Origin of the sequence: Enterococcus sp. GC34 (assembly GCF_040886645.1) — a bacterium.
Taxonomy (GTDB): domain Bacteria; phylum Bacillota; class Bacilli; order Lactobacillales; family Enterococcaceae; genus Enterococcus; species Enterococcus faecalis.
Map to the genome: position 1 here is coordinate 423,105 of NZ_JBFOEF010000001.1, position 19,953 is coordinate 443,057.

The 19,953-nt window shown below is 39.7% G+C and carries 21 protein-coding genes; 4 read left to right on the forward strand and 17 right to left on the reverse strand.

Annotated features, from left to right (window positions below):
- Positions 1 to 29: 29 nt before the first annotated feature.
- The 6 genes from secA to AB3I72_RS02050 form a co-directional block, all read right to left on the reverse strand.
- On the reverse strand, positions 30 to 2,567 hold the full coding sequence (secA, locus tag AB3I72_RS02025) for a preprotein translocase subunit SecA (RefSeq protein ID WP_002420121.1): 2,538 nt from the start codon (positions 2,565 to 2,567) through the stop codon (positions 30 to 32).
- A 255-nt stretch (positions 2,568 to 2,822) separates the two neighbouring features.
- Positions 2,823 to 3,374 carry a ribosome-associated translation inhibitor RaiA gene (raiA, locus tag AB3I72_RS02030; protein WP_002357293.1) on the reverse strand — a complete coding sequence of 184 codons (552 nt, stop codon included), beginning with the start codon at positions 3,372 to 3,374 and terminating at the stop codon, positions 2,823 to 2,825.
- Between the two features lie 138 nt (positions 3,375 to 3,512).
- On the reverse strand, positions 3,513 to 4,199 hold the full coding sequence (locus AB3I72_RS02035; RefSeq protein WP_368023471.1) for a ComF family protein: 687 nt from the start codon (positions 4,197 to 4,199) through the stop codon (positions 3,513 to 3,515).
- Entirely contained in the window at positions 4,189 to 5,505 is a 1,317-nt protein-coding gene (locus tag AB3I72_RS02040; RefSeq protein ID WP_368023472.1) for a DEAD/DEAH box helicase, read from the reverse strand. The genes AB3I72_RS02035 and AB3I72_RS02040 overlap by 11 nt, the downstream gene beginning before the upstream one ends.
- A 98-nt stretch (positions 5,506 to 5,603) precedes the next feature.
- Positions 5,604 to 5,939, reverse strand: a complete 336-nt coding sequence (locus AB3I72_RS02045; RefSeq protein ID WP_002360150.1) for a PTS sugar transporter subunit IIB — start codon at positions 5,937 to 5,939, stop codon at positions 5,604 to 5,606.
- A gap of 119 nt (positions 5,940 to 6,058) precedes the next feature.
- Positions 6,059 to 6,346 carry a hypothetical protein gene (locus AB3I72_RS02050; RefSeq protein ID WP_002357286.1) on the reverse strand — a complete coding sequence of 96 codons (288 nt, stop codon included), beginning with the start codon at positions 6,344 to 6,346 and terminating at the stop codon, positions 6,059 to 6,061.
- A gap of 141 nt (positions 6,347 to 6,487) precedes the next feature.
- On the opposite strand from AB3I72_RS02050, the gene AB3I72_RS02055 reads away from it, so the two are divergent.
- The 4 genes from AB3I72_RS02055 to AB3I72_RS02070 all read left to right on the forward strand — a co-directional run bounded on the left by AB3I72_RS02055 (position 6,488) and on the right by AB3I72_RS02070 (position 8,889).
- The gene (locus AB3I72_RS02055) at positions 6,488 to 7,150 is read left to right on the forward strand and encodes a YigZ family protein (RefSeq protein ID WP_368023473.1); all 663 of its coding nucleotides are present in this window, start codon (positions 6,488 to 6,490) and stop codon (positions 7,148 to 7,150) included.
- Positions 7,140 to 7,373 (forward strand): DUF2829 domain-containing protein, encoded by a 234-nt coding sequence (locus AB3I72_RS02060; RefSeq protein ID WP_002357284.1) that lies wholly within the window; start codon positions 7,140 to 7,142, stop codon positions 7,371 to 7,373. The genes AB3I72_RS02055 and AB3I72_RS02060 overlap by 11 nt, the downstream gene beginning before the upstream one ends.
- A gap of 63 nt (positions 7,374 to 7,436) precedes the next feature.
- On the forward strand, positions 7,437 to 8,222 hold the full coding sequence (locus AB3I72_RS02065) for a 3-oxoacyl-ACP reductase (protein WP_368023474.1): 786 nt from the start codon (positions 7,437 to 7,439) through the stop codon (positions 8,220 to 8,222).
- A gap of 145 nt (positions 8,223 to 8,367) precedes the next feature.
- On the forward strand, positions 8,368 to 8,889 hold the full coding sequence (locus AB3I72_RS02070; RefSeq protein WP_368023475.1) for a QueT transporter family protein: 522 nt from the start codon (positions 8,368 to 8,370) through the stop codon (positions 8,887 to 8,889).
- Between the two features lie 39 nt (positions 8,890 to 8,928).
- Here the strand turns inward: AB3I72_RS02070 and AB3I72_RS02075 are convergent, their stop codons facing one another.
- The 11 genes from AB3I72_RS02075 to purC form a co-directional block, all read right to left on the reverse strand.
- Positions 8,929 to 9,663, reverse strand: coding sequence for a TIM44-like domain-containing protein (locus AB3I72_RS02075; protein ID WP_176944395.1), 735 nt, complete (start codon positions 9,661 to 9,663; stop codon positions 8,929 to 8,931).
- A 20-nt stretch (positions 9,664 to 9,683) separates the two neighbouring features.
- A complete protein-coding gene (locus tag AB3I72_RS02080) occupies positions 9,684 to 10,013 on the reverse strand; it encodes a DUF1648 domain-containing protein (protein ID WP_010707503.1) in 330 nt (109 codons plus the stop codon).
- A 127-nt stretch (positions 10,014 to 10,140) separates the two neighbouring features.
- Positions 10,141 to 11,388 carry a phosphoribosylamine--glycine ligase gene (purD, locus tag AB3I72_RS02085; protein WP_368023476.1) on the reverse strand — a complete coding sequence of 416 codons (1,248 nt, stop codon included), beginning with the start codon at positions 11,386 to 11,388 and terminating at the stop codon, positions 10,141 to 10,143.
- 18 nt (positions 11,389 to 11,406) lie between these two features.
- Complete coding sequence (gene purH, locus AB3I72_RS02090; RefSeq protein WP_271852095.1) at positions 11,407 to 12,948, reverse strand: bifunctional phosphoribosylaminoimidazolecarboxamide formyltransferase/IMP cyclohydrolase; 1,542 nt, start codon at positions 12,946 to 12,948, stop codon at positions 11,407 to 11,409.
- Positions 12,945 to 13,517, reverse strand: a complete 573-nt coding sequence (gene purN, locus AB3I72_RS02095) for a phosphoribosylglycinamide formyltransferase (RefSeq protein ID WP_002420113.1) — start codon at positions 13,515 to 13,517, stop codon at positions 12,945 to 12,947. Before purN ends, purH begins: the two co-directional genes overlap by 4 nt.
- The gene (purM, locus tag AB3I72_RS02100; protein WP_061101332.1) at positions 13,514 to 14,545 is read right to left on the reverse strand and encodes a phosphoribosylformylglycinamidine cyclo-ligase; all 1,032 of its coding nucleotides are present in this window, start codon (positions 14,543 to 14,545) and stop codon (positions 13,514 to 13,516) included. Before purM ends, purN begins: the two co-directional genes overlap by 4 nt.
- A 1-nt stretch (position 14,546) precedes the next feature.
- Positions 14,547 to 15,986: an amidophosphoribosyltransferase gene (gene purF, locus AB3I72_RS02105; protein ID WP_368023477.1), complete on the reverse strand. Its 1,440-nt coding sequence runs from the start codon at positions 15,984 to 15,986 to the stop codon at positions 14,547 to 14,549.
- Complete coding sequence (purL, locus tag AB3I72_RS02110) at positions 15,962 to 18,181, reverse strand: phosphoribosylformylglycinamidine synthase subunit PurL (protein ID WP_368023478.1); 2,220 nt, start codon at positions 18,179 to 18,181, stop codon at positions 15,962 to 15,964. The genes purF and purL overlap by 25 nt, the downstream gene beginning before the upstream one ends.
- Positions 18,178 to 18,852 (reverse strand): phosphoribosylformylglycinamidine synthase subunit PurQ, encoded by a 675-nt coding sequence (gene purQ / locus AB3I72_RS02115; RefSeq protein ID WP_002361952.1) that lies wholly within the window; start codon positions 18,850 to 18,852, stop codon positions 18,178 to 18,180. The genes purL and purQ overlap by 4 nt, the downstream gene beginning before the upstream one ends.
- Entirely contained in the window at positions 18,853 to 19,104 is a 252-nt protein-coding gene (gene purS, locus AB3I72_RS02120) for a phosphoribosylformylglycinamidine synthase subunit PurS (RefSeq protein WP_368023479.1), read from the reverse strand.
- A 13-nt stretch (positions 19,105 to 19,117) separates the two neighbouring features.
- Complete coding sequence (gene purC, locus AB3I72_RS02125) at positions 19,118 to 19,831, reverse strand: phosphoribosylaminoimidazolesuccinocarboxamide synthase (protein ID WP_061101335.1); 714 nt, start codon at positions 19,829 to 19,831, stop codon at positions 19,118 to 19,120.
- Between the last annotated feature and the right edge of the window lie 122 nt (positions 19,832 to 19,953).

Here is a 19,953-nt window from a genome sequence, read left to right on the forward strand (position 1 = left end):
AATTGCCCCACCCTGCGTTTTTTCTTTAATTAAGCGTTTCTTCCATGACAATTTTTGAATTTTTTGCCACTTCCGCATGGGCATAAATCATTACGGCCCACTTTTTTATCTACACGCACAGGTTGACGCTTCGCACTTGTGTTGCTTTGTGCAGCTGCATCTTGTTCTGTTTCTGGATGTTCCGCTTGTCCTTGAGCTACTTGCTCACGTTGGACATTTTGGCGAATTTCCGATTTCATGAATAAACGTGTTACTTCATATTCGATTGAACCCACCATATTGTTATACATAGAATAACCTTCTGTTTGATATTCTACTAATGGGTTGTTTTGACCGTACGCACGTAAGCCGACAGATTGGCGTAATTGATCCATTGCATCAATGTGATCTGTCCATTTAGTATCGACGACACGCAAGATGACAACTTTTTCAAATTCTAGCAGTTGTTCTTGACCATTCAATTGTTGAGATTTTTCTTCAAATACTTCTTGCGCACGTGCCACTAAGTAGTCTTTGATTTCTTCAGCTGATTTATTTTCTAAGTCTTTTTTAGAAATCGTATCTTCATGGACAAGCGTTGAGGCTGCAAAATCGACAATCCCATCTAAATTCCATTCTTCTTTTTCTAATTGTGTATGGCTATCCACCACTCGGCCAATCGTCCGTTTTACCATGCCCATCAATACATCAGACAAGTCATTTTCTTCCATAATTACTTCTTGTCGTTGCGCATAAATAACTTCACGTTGCTCGCGCATCACGTCATCGTATTGTAAGACATTTTTACGTGTGTCATAGTTATTTCCTTCCACACGTTTTTGAGCAGATTCTACTTGGCGAGTAAACATTTTACTTTGAATAACTGCATCTTCTTCTTGCACATTCATTCGTTCTAAGAATGTTTTAATTCGTTCTGAACCAAAGCGTTTCATTAAGTCATCTTCTAAAGATAAATAAAATTGTGAAACCCCTGGATCCCCTTGGCGTCCTGCACGTCCACGCAACTGATTATCAATACGACGTGACTCATGACGTTCTGTCCCGATAACTGCTAGACCACCTAGTTCAAGTACACCTAAACCAAGTTTAATATCCGTTCCACGACCAGCCATATTTGTTGCAATTGTAACTGCGCCTTTTTGACCGGCATTCATAATGATTTCGGCTTCTTTAAAGTGATTTTTCGCATTTAATACTTCATGAGGAATTTTAGCTGCGTTTAATTTATCAGAAAGTAATTCTGATGTTTCTACCGCAACAGTCCCTACCAACACTGGTTGCCCTTTGTGGTAACGTTCTTTAATATCTTCCACTACTGCGTTAAATTTACTTTCCAAGGTTGGATAAAGTAAATCTGGACGATCGTCGCGGATAATCGGACGATTGGTTGGAATTTGAATGACTTGAATATTGTAAATTTCACGGAATTCTTCTTCTTCTGTTTTAGCAGTACCAGTCATCCCGGCTAGTTTTTTGTACATCCGGAAGTAGTTTTGGAAAGTAATCGTCGCCATTGTTTTTGTTTCATCTTCAATTTCGACGCCTTCTTTTGCTTCGATCGCTTGATGCAAGCCATCAGAATAACGACGACCATCCATGATACGACCAGTAAATTGGTCAACAATTAAGACTTTATTGTCTTGCACCACGTAATCAATGTCTAATAACATGATATAGTTTGCCCGTAACGCTTGATCTAAATGGTGCGTTAATGCTGTATTTTCAATATCGTAAAGGTTATCCAATCCGAAAGTTTCTTCAGCTTTTTCAATCCCTGCTTCTGTTAAACCAATTGTTTTAGACTGAATATCAATTTTGTAATCTTCATCTTCTTTTAAGCGTTTGACAAAATTATCGGCACGCGTATAGAGTGCTGTCGATTTTTCAGCTTGTCCAGAAATAATTAATGGGGTTCTTGCTTCATCAATTAAGATTGAATCCACTTCATCGACAATTGCATAGTTTAATGGACGTTGAACCATTTGGCTGCGATAAACAACCATGTTATCACGCAAATAGTCAAATCCTAATTCGTTATTTGTACTATAAGTGATATCACAGTTATACGCTTCACGTTTTTCATCAGAAGATTTAGAGTTAATGTTTAAGCCAACGCTTAAGCCTAAGAAATTATATAATTCTCCCATTTCGTTAGAGTCACGGGTTGCTAAGTATTCATTAACTGTAACAACGTGTACTCCTTCGCCAGATAGTGCATTCAAGTATACAGGCATTGTGGCAGTCAAGGTTTTCCCTTCACCTGTTCTCATTTCAGGAATGTTCCCGTCATGAAGCACAATCCCACCCATTAATTGGACACGGTACGGGAATAAACCTAGTACTCGTTTAGCAGCTTCACGGACAACCGCAAACGCTTCTGGTAATAGTTCGTCTAAGGTTTCCCCTTTTTGATAACGGGCTTTAAATTCATCTGTTTTTTCACGTAATTGTTCATCGCTTAGTTGTTCCATTGCACTTGCATGTGCATCAATTTTATCGGCGATTTTTTCTAATCGTCTTAATTCTTTTTTATCGTTTTCAATCATTTTTTTCAAAAAATTTGCCATTGGTATCTGTGTTCCTTTCAATTACCTCTTTTTATTTTTGTATCCTTTTTGTACAAGAAGCACAATCTATCCGTTTTATTTTATCATTACTTGACGAGAAAGAAAACCATTTCTCTCTATTTTACAGACATTTTCCTTTAAAAGAGAAACTTTTAAAGTTATTTTATGTATTTCTTTATTTTTTCTTTACTCCGTGCTTTAAAGATGTTTAAAGAGCTGAAATGCACGAAGGCATTTCAGCTCTTATTTTAAGCTTTAGTCTGTTTCAATCAAGCCATATTTGCCATCTTTACGACGGTAAACAATGCTTGTTCCATTTGTTTCAGCATCTTCAAAAATAAAGAAGTTGTGTCCTAACATGTTCATTTGTAAGACAGCTTCTTCACTGTCCATCGGTTTTAATGATAGACGTTTTGTACGAACGATGTCTAATTCTGAAGGTGTTTCTTCTGTTTCTTCACCAACTAAGAAGACAGCGGCTTTTGTATTGTTACGTCCTGTTTCACGAGATTTTCTGTTGATTTTTGTTTTAAATTTACGAATTTGTCGTTCTAATTTATCGACAACCAAATCAATACTTGCGTATAAATCAGGTGACGTTTCTTCAGCTCGTAAAACTAGATAAGGAAGAGGAATAGTAACCTCGACTTTGGCTGTTTTTTCAGTGTACACTTTCAAATTCACGTGAACCGTTGCTTCAGGTGAATCGCTGAAATATCTTTCTAATTTACCGACTTTTTTCTCAACATAGTCTCGAATCGCTTCGGTTACCTCGATATTTTCTCCACGTACATTATATCTAAACATAACAATTACCCCTTTCATCTACCAGTAAAGAAAAGATTAAAGGACCACTCTTTAATTCCCTTCTTCTTAATTTCATTATATCGAATAATCTGGGTTTTGCCAACAAAATAGTCATCAAATTTATGAATTCTTTTCTTTTTACCGCGCGAGAGTAAACGTATTCAAACTTTTAGGATAACAGTCATTGATAACAGCAGCTGCGTGAAAAAGAGTTCGTCCAGTGGTATAGATGTCATCCACCAAAATAATAGAACAATTTTTTAATTTTTCTTGATTTTCTTTTTGGATGGCAAATGGTTGTTGCAACTGCATCCTTTCCTTTCTAGTTTTCTTAGATTGCGGAACATTCTCCTCTTTTCTAATTAAAAAAGGGCTGTACGGAACATCAGCCGCTTCTAGTAAGCCAATTACTTGGTTGAAGCCTCGTTCTTGCATTCGCTTTTCGGATAAGGGCACCGGAATAATATAGTCCGCAGATTGTTGCTGAAAGTAAAAGTTGATTTCCTCGTTAAAACACATTCTTAAGCGATAGTCTCCTTGAAATTTATAGCGTTCCATCCACTCTTGCATTCCTTCATCATAATGAAACAACGCTGCATTATGAAAAGAATACTCTGGATAAAGCAGCTGCCACCTTTGACAATCAAAACAATAGCGCTCTTGGCTGACGCGATTACAGCCAAAACAAGTGCCTGTCATTGGCAGTTTCTGGAACTTTGCTTGGCAGTGCTGGCAAAGTGAAGGCCTCGCCCATTTTTTAAAACGTAAGAGCATTTTTAATGTTATCTCCAAACGAATGGGGCTTGCGCAATTTTTACAATCCATCTAACATCCCTCGTTTGCTAGCCAAGCGATTCATTTGCTTTATTTGCCGAATTGCCTCTTTCATGTCTCTTGTTTCCCCATCATGTAAAAATAAAACTTCGCCGTAATTGAATTCTTGTCTTCGATCGACTCGACCCGCAATTTGGACAAGTGTTGAAGAAGTGAAGACTCGATGATTGGCACCATAAACAATAACTGAGACTGCATCAAAAGTCACACCACGTTCTAAAATGGTTGTAGTAATCAAAATATCCGTTTTCTGCTGACGCATTGCTTGAACTTTTTCCAGGCGAAGCTCATCACTACCATAAACGGCGACAACTTCTTTGTCGGAAAATCGCTCAGCTATTAACACATGCAATTGGTGAATTAATGAAATGCTTGGGCAAAATAGTAAAACTGAATTACTCACCAATAAACGTTTCAAATGATGTGCAATGATTTTAATATTTTTGCTAGAAATACGTTGCCACGACTGAACCCAAAATCGGCGTGGCACAGGTAATGGCCTACGATGATATCTTGCTGGCAAAATACTGGCCGCTAATTTCTTTTGCTGTAAAAGCTTCCGCAATTCTTTCGTAGGCGTTGCTGTTAAGTACACCAAACTACTTCTTTTTTTTCGTGCGTTACGCACTCCATAATAAAGATGCTCGTTATTAACAAAAGGAAAAGAGTCGACTTCATCAACGATAAGTAAATCAAATGCTTGATGGAATTTCAATAATTGATGCGTGGTGCAAATCACTAGTTTCGTATAACGATACGGCTCTTGACTGTTTCCATGAAGTAAAGCAATTGCTTCGTGAGGAAAAACCGCTTGGATTCTGGGAAACAGTTCTAAGCAAACATCGACACGCGGCGAAGCCAGCGCAATCCGCCCCCCTTCTTGTAAGGTTTGGTGCAAAACAGCAAATAACATTTCTGTTTTGCCTGCACCTGTAACTGCCCACACTAAGCGATTCTCTCTTGCTTTTGCTGTCTCACAAAGTTCAACCGAGATCGCTTGCTGTCCCTTTGTTAATTGTCCAGACCACTCAAAAAAGACAGTTCTTGGGCTATTGGGCCTTTCTGGTAAATGACAAAATTTTTGACAAGAAGTCACACGGCCTAATTGAATGCACGCATGACAGTAGTATACATTTGTCGCCAGTCTGTTTTCTTTTTTGGATACGACTTCCCCGCACCGCTGACATTGAATTGTTAGGGGTGAACGCTCTAACATTGTTGATAAATAAACCAGTTTTGTCTGTATTGAACGTTCTGTTTCTTCAAGAATTATTTTACGTCCATGCAAGTCTTCCATGTTAACCACCTCAATTATAAAATACGCATTTCTCTAGCTTTTTTGCGAAAAAAAAGACAAGTTGCTTTTTCGAAGATTCTCGAAAAAACAACTTGTTTTTACTCTTTTTTATCTGCTTGTGCTAACAAACCCAAGGCTTGTTCCAAGACTTTTTCGCCGTTCATTAAGCCGTAATCAGACATGCTAATGACATCTGTTGGGATACCTTTTGGTGATAGACGCTTTTCAAAATCACTCTTCATATAACGAACTTGTGGACCTAACAATAACACATCGACTGGATTATTTTCTAAATTCGTTTCTGCTTCCGATGCAGAAGCCGCAAATATATGGGCATCTAAGCCTTGATTAAATGCTGCTTTTTGCATTTTTGTAACAAGTAAACTAGTACTCATTCCTGCGGAGCAAACTAACATAATTGTTTTTTTTGACATTTTAACAGCCCCTTTTACCATTGCCTTTTCAATTTTCAACATTATCTATTAAAAATATTATAGTGTAAAGTTAATTTTTGTCAATAATTCTTGTTTTTTAAAGCGGATACAATCCTGGTTTAAACGTACCATGCTGACTTCAGCAATTTATTAAATACCACATATTCTTTTTCCAAATTCACTTGAACTACTTGATAACTCGCATTCAACCAACCATAAGCGCCTTTTTCTGGATGCTTATAATCGTTCGCCCACCAATCGACATCTGTCTTAGCAGTTTTTGGTAAACCAGAATGAGGGAATAACAATTCATCAAACTGGGTAAAGGTCAAGGTAACTTGGGAACCGCCATTCGTTTTCAAATAATGAGTAATTGTATCATATTTTTTCTGTCGTGTATGTACCATTTTCCAGCGCCTCCCTTTTCTCTATCATACCTTATTATAACGTTTTTTTCCAAAAATCTCACAAAAAAGATGAGAGAAAAAGTTGCTATTCAGTTGATTCTTTTTTATACTGACTTTATTACGAGAGAAAAGGATGCCCATATGTTAGAAAGCTATATTACAGTCAAACAAGATGGTTTCAGCGAGATTGAAATCAAGAAATCGCGGTTTATCTGTTCTGTAAAGCGCGTAACATCAGAAGAAGAAGCAAAAGCCTTTATCGCCGCAATAAAAAAAGAACATTGGAAAGCCAATCATAATTGTAGTGCTTTTGTGATCGGCGAAAAAAATGACATTCAGCGGAGCAGCGATGACGGAGAACCTAGTGGCACTGCTGGTGTTCCAATGCTGGAAGTCTTAAAGAAAAAAGAGTTAATCAACGTAGTGGCTGTTGTCACTCGTTATTTTGGCGGAATAAAATTAGGCACTGGTGGTTTAATCCGAGCATATAGTCATGCTCTTTCCCACACTTTAGATGAAATTGGTTTAGTCATTGGCAAATTGCAACAAGAACTATTGATTACGATCGCCTATCCTTTATTAGGAAAAACCCAAGCCTTTTTGGAACATAGTCCCTACACGCTTAAAGAAACTATTTACACAGAGTCTATTCAGTTAATTTGTTTAGTAGATGAACAAGCAACAGAAACATTTATAGCTGAAATGACGGATCTACTTAACGGTCAGTTGACAATTGAAAAAGGCGCAACGAGCTATCACGAACTACCATTTAACGAAAAAGGAGCACAATCAAATGACATTTGAAGAAGTATTGCCACAGATTAAAGCAGGAAAAAAAGCCGTACGTAAAGGCTGGAGCGGTTTTGAACTTTTTATTGAATTACGTGATGAAATTGGCACCTCCGAAGGTGAATTTTTACAAGTTACCCCGTATTTTTTAATCAAAACTTCTGATGAAGGCTACAGCATGTTTTCACCAACACCTTGTGATGTCTTAGCAGAAGATTGGGTGATTGTTGAAGCATAACTACACACATAAGGTCTGGCAGATTACGGCGATTGCTCGTTCTTCCAGACCTTAATTTTATAAATGTTTAAAGGAGTTTTTCTTATGCCAAAAGAATTTGAAACAAAACGGGTGCTTGTAACCGGTGCAGCTTCAGGGATTGGCCAAGCACAAGCAATTGCCTTTGCTGAGCAAGGTGCTGAGGTTATTGGCATCGACCTAGACGAAACCGGGTTAAAGCAGACAGCCGCACTGGTTAACCCAGATTCTGCTAAGTCGTTTACTTATTTTGTCGGTGATGTGTCTTCTCCCGCATTTGTGCAAGCCACGATGAATCAAATTGTGAAAGACAACGGCCAAATTGATATTTTATTAAATACGGCAGGTATTTTAGATGATTATCGCCCTTCTCTAGAAACTTCGGAAGCTTTATGGGATCAAATTTTAGCAACCAATTTAAAAAGTGTCTTTTTAGTGACCAATGCTCTATTACCTTATTTCCTCCAACAAAAAAAAGGAGTAATCGTTAATATGGCATCTATCGCTGGCTTAGTAGCTGGGGGCGGCGGCGCAGCGTACACTGCCTCCAAACACGCAATCATCGGGTATACAAAACAACTTTCCTACGATTATGCCAAATTAGGCATTCGAGCAAATGCGATCGCGCCAGGTGCCATCCAAACACCCATGAACGCAGCTGATTTTGCAGGAGAAGGCGAAATGGCTACTTGGGTAGCACGTGAAACACCCGCGGGCCGTTGGGCGCAGCCACAAGAAGTAGCAAAACTTTCATTATTTCTAGCTAGTGATGACGCTGATTATATCCATGGCACAGTCATGACCATTGATGGTGGTTGGACTATGAAATAAAAAGACTTTACAGAGTGTCTGTTCTTCAGTAACATGTAACACAGTGAGGCAACTCACACCATAGCACTTCAGTTGGCTTTACTGCCCTTCCTTTGGTTATGGTTATCACTAAAACACGTCGTTGTTTTATAAAGGAGAATCTTAAATGAATCATTCATCAAACCCACAAACCAGTACGTGGTCAGCTACGGCTTTGGCTAAAATGGCGCTGGTTACCGCTTTGTATGTCGTTGTCACTGTACTTCTCGCTCCGCTTAGTTTTGGTCCGATACAGCTTCGTCTTGCCGAATTATTTAATTATTTAGGCGTTTTTAACAAGCGATATATCTGGTCCATTACGTTAGGGGTTGCGATTGCCAACACCGCTTCACCTCTTGGTATCATCGATATAGTTATCGGTAGCGCTGGCACGTGCGCAGTCTTATGGATTGCCTATTTGGCGACAAAAAATCAGCAAAATTTATTGATTAAACTAATGCTAACGGCCATTATTTTTGCTTTGTCCATGTTCACTGTCGCTGGACCTTTAACGTTCTTTTATCAGTTACCTTTTTGGTACACATGGTTGACCGTTGGACTTGGTGAACTTCTTTCAATGACCGTCGGCGGTATCCTGATTTACGTATTAAATAAAAAAATACAGCTTGTAAAACGCATCGAAGAATAAAAAAGCGCTTGGGATTTAAACCCCAAGCGCTTTTTAGCACTATCCTTTAGGTTGAATGAAGTCTGCTTGCCATTTTCCAAGAGATGGATTGTAATCAAAATACCAAAGTTGTGAAAAATATTGTTTTTGATGCTTGTATCCCGATAAAACACGACCGCTTTGAGTATCTTCCTCGTAGTCAATACAAGAAAAATGAAGCATCAGTGAAAAACTGGTTTCACTAATATGATGATAATTCGAAGCTGGCGCTACTTTCACTTTTTTTACATGATTTCTGATGCCCGCTTGTTGATTTTCTTGTAATACTGCAAGATGTTTTTGATAAAGTTTTTCTGTATAGTTATCTTTGACTACAGACAAATTTTCTTGATCCCACGCTTGTTGTATTTCTAAAAACGTTTGTTGTATTTCTTTTAAGAGTGCCTTTTTTTCTTTTGATGTTCCAAGTAATGCTGCCCACATTTCTTGAAAAGCGCCTTCATCGACTGGTTGATTTCTACGGCGTCTTTGCCAAATCATCGCGCCCCCAAAAAGAACAAAAAACACTGTTGAAATTAAGCCTTCCAGTGGCGTTGTGTTGCTGGTCCCAGTCTCGTTATGATGAACATAACTTCTTGATCCATCACCGCTTGGCGAAAAACCATTCGAGGGATTACCCCCGCTAGGACTTTCTACACGTCCACCGCCATAGCCACCAGCTACAGCCACCGCTTGATTAGGCCATAAACAAAAGGCCATGGCACAACCCACAAAAACTAAAATTAACTTTCTCATTTTCTCACCTTTCGACCCCTTCAAACCAACAAATGAATAAATAGACGCAGAATACTAAACAAAGCGCCAAGATTAACAATGATTAATAATACCTTCAGCCATCTGCCATATGGTTGTACTGATTGATAACTTCGTTGATAAATACTCAAGCCAAACAGGACCGCTGGCCACATAAATATACTAGATCTTGGGCCAAACGAATTACCCTCGCCCCAAAAATTCACATGAATGGGCACATGAGCTGGTAAATCAGGATAGACCACCGCACTTAATAACAGTAAACTGACTGCCAAGACACTTGTAACAATAAATAACCCCTGACTAACTTTTTCAATCTGCTTCTCTCTCATTATCTTAGCTTTCTCCTCTAGTTTAATGATGGATATACTATCAGTTTATGCCTCCCTATCTGAATTTGCAATAAAAAAAAGACAAGGAAACATCCAATTAAATGTCCTTGCCTCTGTTTTAAAAATCCTAAATCAAGCCTTTCACGCCTATATCTTTTCGATAGTACATTCCAGGAAATGAGTAATTATCCAATGTTTGATAAACTTTTTTGTGGGCTTCTTCAAGAGTCGAAGCAGTTGCTTCTGCTAAAAAGATTCGTCCGCCAGCCGAAACCAGAGCCTGTTCTGAACGAGTTACCCCTGCATAATAGATGGTTTCACCAGACATTTCGGGCAATGGTAGATTTGTCTTGTATTGATTAGGATAGCCTTCTGCTGCTACAACAACACCAACACTCGCTAACTCATTCCATACAATCGTTGGTTGCTCTTTCGCCAGCAATGAAGAAATTATTTCTGAAAGGGGACTCTCTAAACGTGCCAACACAACTTGTGTTTCTGGATCCCCAAATCGAGCATTAAATTCAATAACCTTGGGGCCAGTTGCTGTTTGGATTAAACCAGCATATAAAATCCCTTGAAACGGACGTTTTTCAGCCACCATTCCTTTAGCAGTCGGTTTCAGGACTTGGCTAATGGCTTGCTGAACCGCTTCTTCTGGGATCTGAGGCACTGGTGTGTAAGCACCCATCCCCCCTGTATTCGGCCCAGCATCCCCATCGAAAATCCGCTTATGATCTTGAGCAATCACCATCGGATATACCTTCTCATTAGAAACAAAGGCCATTAAGGAAAATTCTTTTCCTTGCAAAAATTCTTCGATTACGACCGTTTGACCGCTTGCTCCAAATTGTTGGTCCTCCATCATCGCAACTAGCGCCCGTTTTGCGTCTGCTTTTGTTTCGGCAACTACTACTCCTTTTCCAGCTGCCAAACCATCCGCCTTAATAACAATTGGTACTCCTTGCTGTTCAATATATTCTAAGGCAGGTGCCAAACGTCGAAAGACCCGATATTCCGCCGTTGGAATCTGGTATTTTTGCATAAAATCTTTCGCAAAACTTTTTGAACCTTCAATTATTGCAGCTGCTTTTGTCGGGCCAAAAATCAGTAATCCCGCTGCTTGAAAGGCATCTACAATCCCTTCAATTAATGGCGTTTCCGGTCCGACGAATGTCCAATCAATCTGATTATCCTTCGCAAATTGAATTAGTTCCGTTTGCTGCTCTTCACTGATAGGTACAGTCCGAATATTATCACCACTCATACCAGGGTTACCTGGTGCACAATAAACAGTCTTGACTTTGTCTTCTTGTTGTAATTTTTTGGCGATTGCATGTTCACGACCACCATGCCCAATCACTAATATATTCATCGGTTTCTCCTTTAAAAATTAATGTTTGAAATGACGAGTCCCAGTAAAAATCATCGCAATGCCATAATGATTCGCTAGATCGATTGATGCTTGGTCTTTAATGCTCCCACCTGGCTGAATAATTGCTTGAATGCCATGTTGTGCAGCATATTCCACGCTATCTGCCATGGGGAAAAAGGCATCACTTGCTAAGACGGCCCCTTGTAATTTTCCAGCTGCTTGGGCTTGATCAACTGCAATTTTTACTGACCCAATTCGATTCATTTGACCAGCGCCAATTCCCACTGTTTGACTTTCATTGGCTAAAACAATAGCATTTGATTTTACATGCTTGACTGCTTTCCAAGCAAAGTTCAATGCGTCTCTTTCAGCTGGTGTGGGTTGGCGCTCTGTAACTACTTGCCATGCTTGTTCATTTTCAACAACTGTATCTTGTTCTTGAATTAATAACCCGCCCATAACAGAAACTAATTCCGCCGCTTTTTTTTCTTGAGCATGAAAATCTAACGTTAACAAACGAAGATTCTTTTTCTGAGATAACAGTGCCAGAGCTTCTTCCTCAAAACTAGGCGCAATAATTATCTCTAAAAAGATTTGATGCATTTCAGCCGCAGTCGCTTGATCCACTGGACGATTCAAAACAACAATGCCACCAAAAATTGAAACTGGATCTGCTTCAAATGCCTGACGATAGGCTGCCAAAATCGTTTTTCCTGTTCCAATTCCACATGGGTTCATATGTTTGACAGCGACGACCGTAGGTTCTGTAAACTCGCTAGCAATCCGGAGCGCTGCATCAGCATCTCGAATATTGTTATATGACAGTTCTTTGCCATGAAGTTGTCGAGCGGAAGCAATGGATAATGATACAGGTACAACGGATTGATAAAAGGTGGCTTGTTGATGGCTATTTTCGCCATAACGCAATGTTTGCTTACGTTCATAAGTAAGCGTCTGTTTCTCTGGTTCAGTTTCACCCACTTGCGTCGTTAAATAGTCAGCGATAAGCGCGTCATAAGCAGCGGTATGACGAAAGACTTTTGCTGCCAATCTTTTTCTAGTGGTTAACTGGCTAGTTCCAGTGCTGCTAATTTCACTTAATACCTGTTCATAATCACTAGGATCAACCACTGCTGTTACGTCTTGATAATTTTTTGCCGCTGAACGTAACATGCTAGGACCGCCAATATCAATCATTTCAATCGCTTCTGCTTCAGAAATCGCTGGTTTTAAAATTGTTTCTTTAAATGGATAAAGATTCACTACTACAAGGTCAATAAAGTGAATGCCTTGTTCAGTCAGTGCTTTTTGATGCGCTTGGTTTCTCCTTTTTGCCAAAAGTCCGCCATGGATATTCGGATGTAACGTTTTGACACGGCCATCTAACATTTCTGGAAACCCAGTGATGTCGTCAATAGCAAGTGTCGGTACCCCCGCTTCTTCTAAGACAGTCCTTGTTCCCCCAGTAGAGATAATTTCAAAGCCATTTGCAACTAAGCCTGCTGCAAATGTTGTCACTCCTGTTTTGTCTGAAACGCTAATCAATGCTCTTTTGGTCATTTCATTGTCTCCTTTACAATTTGTGAAATTATTTTTGGGTACCATTCGTGCTCAAGAGCATGAATTTTCTCTGTTAATGTGTCCAATGTATCTTCAGTATCAATCTTGGTGGTTGTTTGGAAAATAATCGGTCCTGTATCAACCCCAGAGTCAACATAATGGATAGTGATTCCTGTTATTTTCACTCCATAATGAAATGCCTCTTCAATTCCGTGAAGACCTGGAAAACTAGGTAACAGCGAAGGATGAATATTGACGATTCTCTTTGGATAAGCCTCCAGTAAAGTCTTGCCGATAATTCTCAAATAACCAGCTAACACGATTAAATCGATCCGATGCTCTTTTAAATGTTTCAATACTTGTTCTTCATACTGCCCACGAGATGGAAAATCAGATGGCGAAAAGCAAACAACGGGAATCTTGCGTTTTTGGGCACGGGTCAATACATAGGCTTCAGGCTGGTCACAAAAGACTAAGCTCAACTGCCCTGCGATTTTTTTTTGGGAAAAAGCTGCAGCAATCGCCTCAAAATTGCTACCATTGCCAGATGCAAAAACAGCTATCTTCATAAGGCTTCCTTAAAAATAACGGCTTTCGTTTTCCTAGGTACCAAACGACCAATTTCAAAAGCTTCTGGCAAAAGCTCCTGAACTTTTTCAACATGCTCTGGACTCACCGCTAAAATCATCCCTAAGCCCATATTGAAAATTTCATACATTTCTTCAGATGGAATTTCACCGTATTTTTGAATCAATTTAAAAATTGGTAGCACTGGCCAACTATTTAATTGAATCTCTGCAGCTAATGAAGAAGAAAACATTCTTGGTAGATTTTCTAAAAACCCGCCGCCAGTAATATGCGCAGCACCATGCACGAGTCCTGCTTTTAACAATGGCAATAATTCCTTCACGTAAATTTTTGTTGGTGTTAATAATTCTTCCCCTAACGTTTTGGGTGCCAATTCTGGAAGCTTGTCCGTTGTTTTAAACGAATGTTTCTTAAAAAAAACATTTCTTACTAAAGAGTAACCATTAGAATGAAGACCACTTGAAGGAAGACCAATCAAGAAATCGCCTTCTTTTACGTTACTTGGAGTCAAGAGTTGACTTTTCTCAGCAATACCCACGGCAAAACCAGCCACGTCATAAGCATCTGCTTCATACATATCAGGCATTTCAGCTGTTTCGCCCCCAATTAAGGCTGCATTCGCCTCACAACAGCCAGCCGCAACACCCGCAACAATTGCTTCAACTTTAGCTGGATTAACGGTCCCTAACGCTAAATAATCTAAAAAATATAACGGTTCGGCGCCTTGTGCGACGACATCATTTACACACATTGCTACACAATCAATTCCGATTGTCTCGTGTTTCTGTTCTTCAATTGCCAAGAGTAACTTTGTGCCTACGCCATCCGTTCCTGATACCAAAACTGGTTCTTTAAGCTTGTAACTACTTAAATCAAAACAACCACCAAAACCACCAAGCATGCCCAACGTTCCCATCCGTTGTGTCTTTTGGCTATGCTTTTGAATTCGTTCCACTACTTCGTATCCTGCCTCAACATTTACGCCAGCTTTTGAATAGGCATTTTCCATGTCAATTCCTCCTAGTTTCTTTTTTCAAGGATGCTTGATATTGTTCTTCATAATCATACAAAGGCGTTGGATAGTCTCCATTAAAGTAAGCCATACACAGCCCAGAATAAGGAGCATCATAATTTAATTGAATCCCATCAATCAGCCCTGCTTCACTCAAAAAAGCCAGCGAATCTGCGCCAATCTGCTCTTTGATCTCTTCAATTGAATAGTTTGCCGCAATTAGTTCGTCCCTTGTCTGTATATCAATGCCATAAAAACACGGATATTTTAATGGCGGTGAAGCAATTCTGACATGAACTTCTTGCGCTTCTGCTTCTTTTAATAAATGGATAATGCGCCGAATAGTGGTTCCGCGAACAATCGAATCATCTACTAAAACGACTTTTTTTCCTTTGACCACGCCACGAACTGCCGATAGTTTCATACGGACACCTTGTTCTCTTAATTCTTGTGTCGGCTGGATGAACGTTCGAGCGACATATTGATTTTTTACTAAACCTAGTTCGTAAGGTATCTGTGCTTCTTCTGCATAGCCGCTAGCTGCAGACAATGACGAGTTCGGTACCCCAATTACCATATCAGCTGCGACTGGACTTTCGATTGCCAAGTTCTTCCCCATTCTTTTACGAGCTGTATGCACATTAACTCCAGCAATAGTTGAATCTGGTCGTGCAAAATAAATATATTCCATTGCGCAAATCGCTGGTTGGACTTCCGTAGTGAAAACCTCTATTTTCAAGCCTTCATCAGAAATGATGACTACTTCACCAGGCGCCACATCTTGAATAAAGCGAGCCCCAACTGTTTCTAATGCACACGTTTCGGATGCCACAACGTACCCCCCATTGTTCATTTGTCCGATGGAGAGAGGGCGAAAGCCGTTGGGATCCAGTGCAGCAATCATCATCGTTTCTGTTAATAAAAGATAAGCAAAGCCACCCTTAACCAAATTCAAGCTCTCTTTTAGTTTATCGAGAAACGAGGCAGCAGTGCTTTTTCGAATCAAGTGCATTAAAATTTCAGTGTCTGAATTGGAATGAAAAATAGCGCCTTCTCTTTCTAGTTGTTTTCGTAAACGTTTGGCATTTGTCAAATTGCCATTGTGCGCTAACCCAATTTGACTATCATAAAATTTAAATAAAAATGGCTGAATATTATCCACGCTACCCGTACCAGCGGTTGCATAGCGTACATGACCAATAGCCGCCGTTCCTTCTAACGCATTCAGTTGTTCTTGCTTTTGGAATACTTCTGCTAATAAACCTAAATCACGGTGGCCATCTAATTTCCCAGAATTGTTCGCCACAATTCCCGCGCCTTCTTGGCCTCGATGCTGCAAGCTGTGTAAGCCAAAATAGGTCACTTGTGCCGCATCAGGATGACCCCAAATACCAAAAATACCACACTCTTCATTTAAGCTTTTTGCTTCATAAGACATGGAATCGCATCCTCCCATAAGGCCTTGGCTTCTTTTGTTGAACAATTGATCACATCATCTAACGCATGGATGACCAAACCAGTTTCAGTCACTTTCCCAATGTGTTGGGCTTTTTTTCCAATTAGTGTTTCAAATGCTTCTTGATGCTGGGGACTAACTGAAAGAATAAAACGGGATTGCGTCTCCGCAAATAAATATTCTTTTTTTAATGGCAGTGTCACCTGTAACCCCAGTTCGTTGGCAAAAGCCGACTCGGCTAAAGCAACGGCAACGCCGCCTTCAGCGCAATCATGCGCGCTAGCAACTAGGCCTGCTTGAATTGCTTTTAAAACTAATTCTTGGTTTGCTTTTTCCTCTTTTAAATCAAATGAGCGTAATTGCCCTTCAATTCGACCCAGTTGCATTTTTTGAATTTCCGAGCCGTTAAAATCTGCGTGGGTTTCACCGATGAGATAAATTAAGTCATCAACTTGTTTAAACGCTTGTGTGGTAATTTGCGAAACATCTTCAATCACGCCCACCATGCCAATCATCGGCGTAGGGTAAATGGCTTGACCATCTGTTTCATTGTAAAGAGAGACGTTCCCTGAAATCACGGGTGTTCCTAGCTGACGGCAGGCTGCGGCGATTCCATCCGCCGACGTCCATAATTCCCAAAAACTTTCTGGTTTATCAGGGGAACCATAATTCAAACAATCAGTGATAGCCAAAGGTTGTGCTCCACTTGCTACAATATTACGGGCTGCTTCTGCAACCGCAATTTGCCCACCAATTTCAGGATTTAAATACAAATAACGGCTATTACAATCTGTTGTCATCGCTAAGGCTTTATTGGTGCCCCGCACTCTTAAAACAGCTGCATCACTTCCTGGTTGCACCACTGTATTCGTTTGTACTTGACTATCATAGGTTTCGTAAACTGATTTTTTCGATGCAATCGTTGGCTGTTGCAATAGGCGTTTTAATAATTCCGTACCATTCGTAATTTCTGGAATGAAGGGCGCTAATTTTTTAAAAGCACGCATCCGTTCTGGTTCCTGATAGGCTTTCTGGTAGACAGGGGCTTCTTCTGCCAAAGCATCTACTGGTACATCTGCGACTATTCTGCCACCGTGAAAGACACGATACTGTCCATCATCTGTTACAGATCCAATCGCTACCGCTTCTAAGTCATACGTTTGAAACAATTCACAAACTTGCTGTTCTGCTCCTTTTTCCACACAGATTAACATCCGTTCTTGGGACTCAGACAAGAGCATTTCATAGGGGCTCATCTGCGTCTCTCTCTGCGGAACTTTATCCAGCTCTAGAATCAAGCCTGAACCTGCTTTTGATGCCATTTCAGCACTTGAAGAAACCAAGCCAGCCGCCCCCATATCTTGGATGCCGATTAAAATATCTTGATGATTTTTGATTAAATCAAGACAAGCTTCCAATAATAATTTTTCCATAAACGGATCACCTACTTGTACCGCAGATCGTTGCTGTTCTTCACCTTCACTAAATTCTTCTGAAGCAAAGGTCGCACCATGAATTCCATCTCGTCCTGTTTTCGCACCTACGTAAAGAATGCTATTTCCGACGCCTTTTGCTTGGCCTTTTTGAATCTCATCATGACGAATCAATCCCACACACATAGCATTGACAAGTGGGTTTCCTTGATAACATGGCTCAAAAGCAATTTCGCCGCCAACAGTTGGAATACCAATACAATTTCCATAACCGCTAATCCCCGCCACAACTTCTTGAAACAAATAACATGTTCGTGCATCCGTCAGTTCGCCAAATCTTAACGAATCCAATAAAGCAATCGGCCGCGCCCCCATACTGAAAATATCGCGAATAATTCCACCAACGCCTGTAGCTGCTCCTTCGTAAGGTTCCACTGCAGAAGGATGATTATGGCTCTCTGCTTTAAAAACAACAGCTAATCCGTCACCAATATCGACAATCCCAGCTCCTTCACCAGGACCTTGAAGCACTTGTGGCCCTTCCGTCGGAAACTTTTTTAAAACGGGCTTGGAATTTTTGTAAGAGCAATGTTCACTCCACATCACGGAAAATAAGCCAGTTTCTGTATAATTAGGTTCTCTTTGCAAAATGGTCTCAATCTGATGATATTCTTCATCTGTTAGTCCCCATTCTGCATACAACCGTGTCTCCTTGATTTCTTTTGGTGTTGGTTCATTCATCATTGGCTTAATTCCTTTCCAAAGTTTTTAATGATTGAAGCAAAAAAGCTGCGTCCATCTGTTGAACCTAACAATTCTTCCATCGCTCGTTCCGGATGAGGCATCATTCCTAGAACATTGCCCTGTTCATTACAAATACCAGCAATATTCGCAAGACTACCGTTCACCTTTTCTTGATACGTAAAAACAATTTGGTTCTTTTCTTTCAGCTCTTTCAACGTTTTTTCATCACAATAGTAATTCCCTTCGCCATGCGCTACTGGTAAATGTATCGAAACATTTTCAGGATACTCGCTTGTAAACTTTGTGTGTGTATTCACTTTCAAGGGGACACTTTTACAAATAAAACGAAGCGAATCATTTCTTAACAACGTACCAGGAAGCAAGCCAATTTCTGTTAAAATTTGAAAGCCATTACAAGTACCAAAAACCATTTTGCCTTCTGTAGCAAAGCGAATCACCTCATTGATAATTGGCGAAAACCGAGCAATTGCACCACAACGCAAGTAATCGCCATAAGAAAAACCACCAGGCAATAACACGCCATCAAATTTTGCTAAAGAAGTGGCATCGTGTCGGACAAATTCTGCATCGACGCCCATCACCTCTTTGACAGCCCACAATAAGTCTGCATCACAATTGGATCCTGGAAAAACAATCACTGCCAATTTCATTTAAATTTCCTCCAAAGATAAAATTTCCAAACGATAGGATTCCATATTTACATTGGCTAATAGTTGATCACAAATTTGTTCAATTTTCTCTTCAATTGCTTCTGTCTGCTGGACGTGCATTTCAAAATACTTACCGACACGGATTTCGGCTACTTCTGTAAAACCAAGCCGATGGACTGCTTCCTTAACCGCTTCACCTTGGGGATCCAAAATTGATTCTTTATACGTAACATAGACTTTGACAAAATACATACGCGCTTCCTCCTCAATTAGCTGTTAGTAAACGTTGTAAAACTTCTTCATATACAGGAACTATTTCTCCTAATTCACGGCGATAAACATCTTTATCCAGATGTTCGTTTGTGTTTAAATCCCATAGACGACAGGTGTCTGGAGAAATTTCATCTGCCAGTAACAATTGATTGGCCTTCGTCCGACCAATCTCGATTTTAAAATCGATCAAACAAATATTGAGGCGTTGAAAGAGTTGACTGAGCGCCTGATTAATTTGTAAAGCCAATGCTTTAATTTCCACAATTTCAGCAGGAGTGGCTACTTTTAGAAATTGAATATGGTCTTCGTTAATAAAAGGATCATCCAGACGATCTTCTTTGTAATAAAATTCAATAATGGGCGTCACTAATTTAGTGCCCTCTTCAATCGCTAAACGCTTTGAAAAACTTCCTGCCGCATAATTACGTACGACAACTTCCAAAGGAATCATTTCTACGGCCTGAATTAATTGTTCGTGTTCAGATACTTTTTTGATAAAATGATTGGGAATCTTCTGTTGCTGTAAATGTTCAAAAATTAGACTAGTGATTTGATTATTTAAAGCGCCTTTTCCAAGAACTTTGTCTTTTTTTTGACCGTTTAAAGCTGTTGCTTGATCAAGATATTCCACAAAAAGAACCGCTTCATTTTCTGTTTGATACAACTTCTTCGCTTTTCCTGTATACACAAGTGCTTTCTTTTCCATTCTTTCCCTCTTCTCGTTAGCTTCATGAACCCTATTCTTTCTAAGTCAGCTGATTTACATCAGTTAAAAACTTACGTTAGTTACAAAAAAAACAATAATCGTTCGTGTTTGTCGAATGTAAA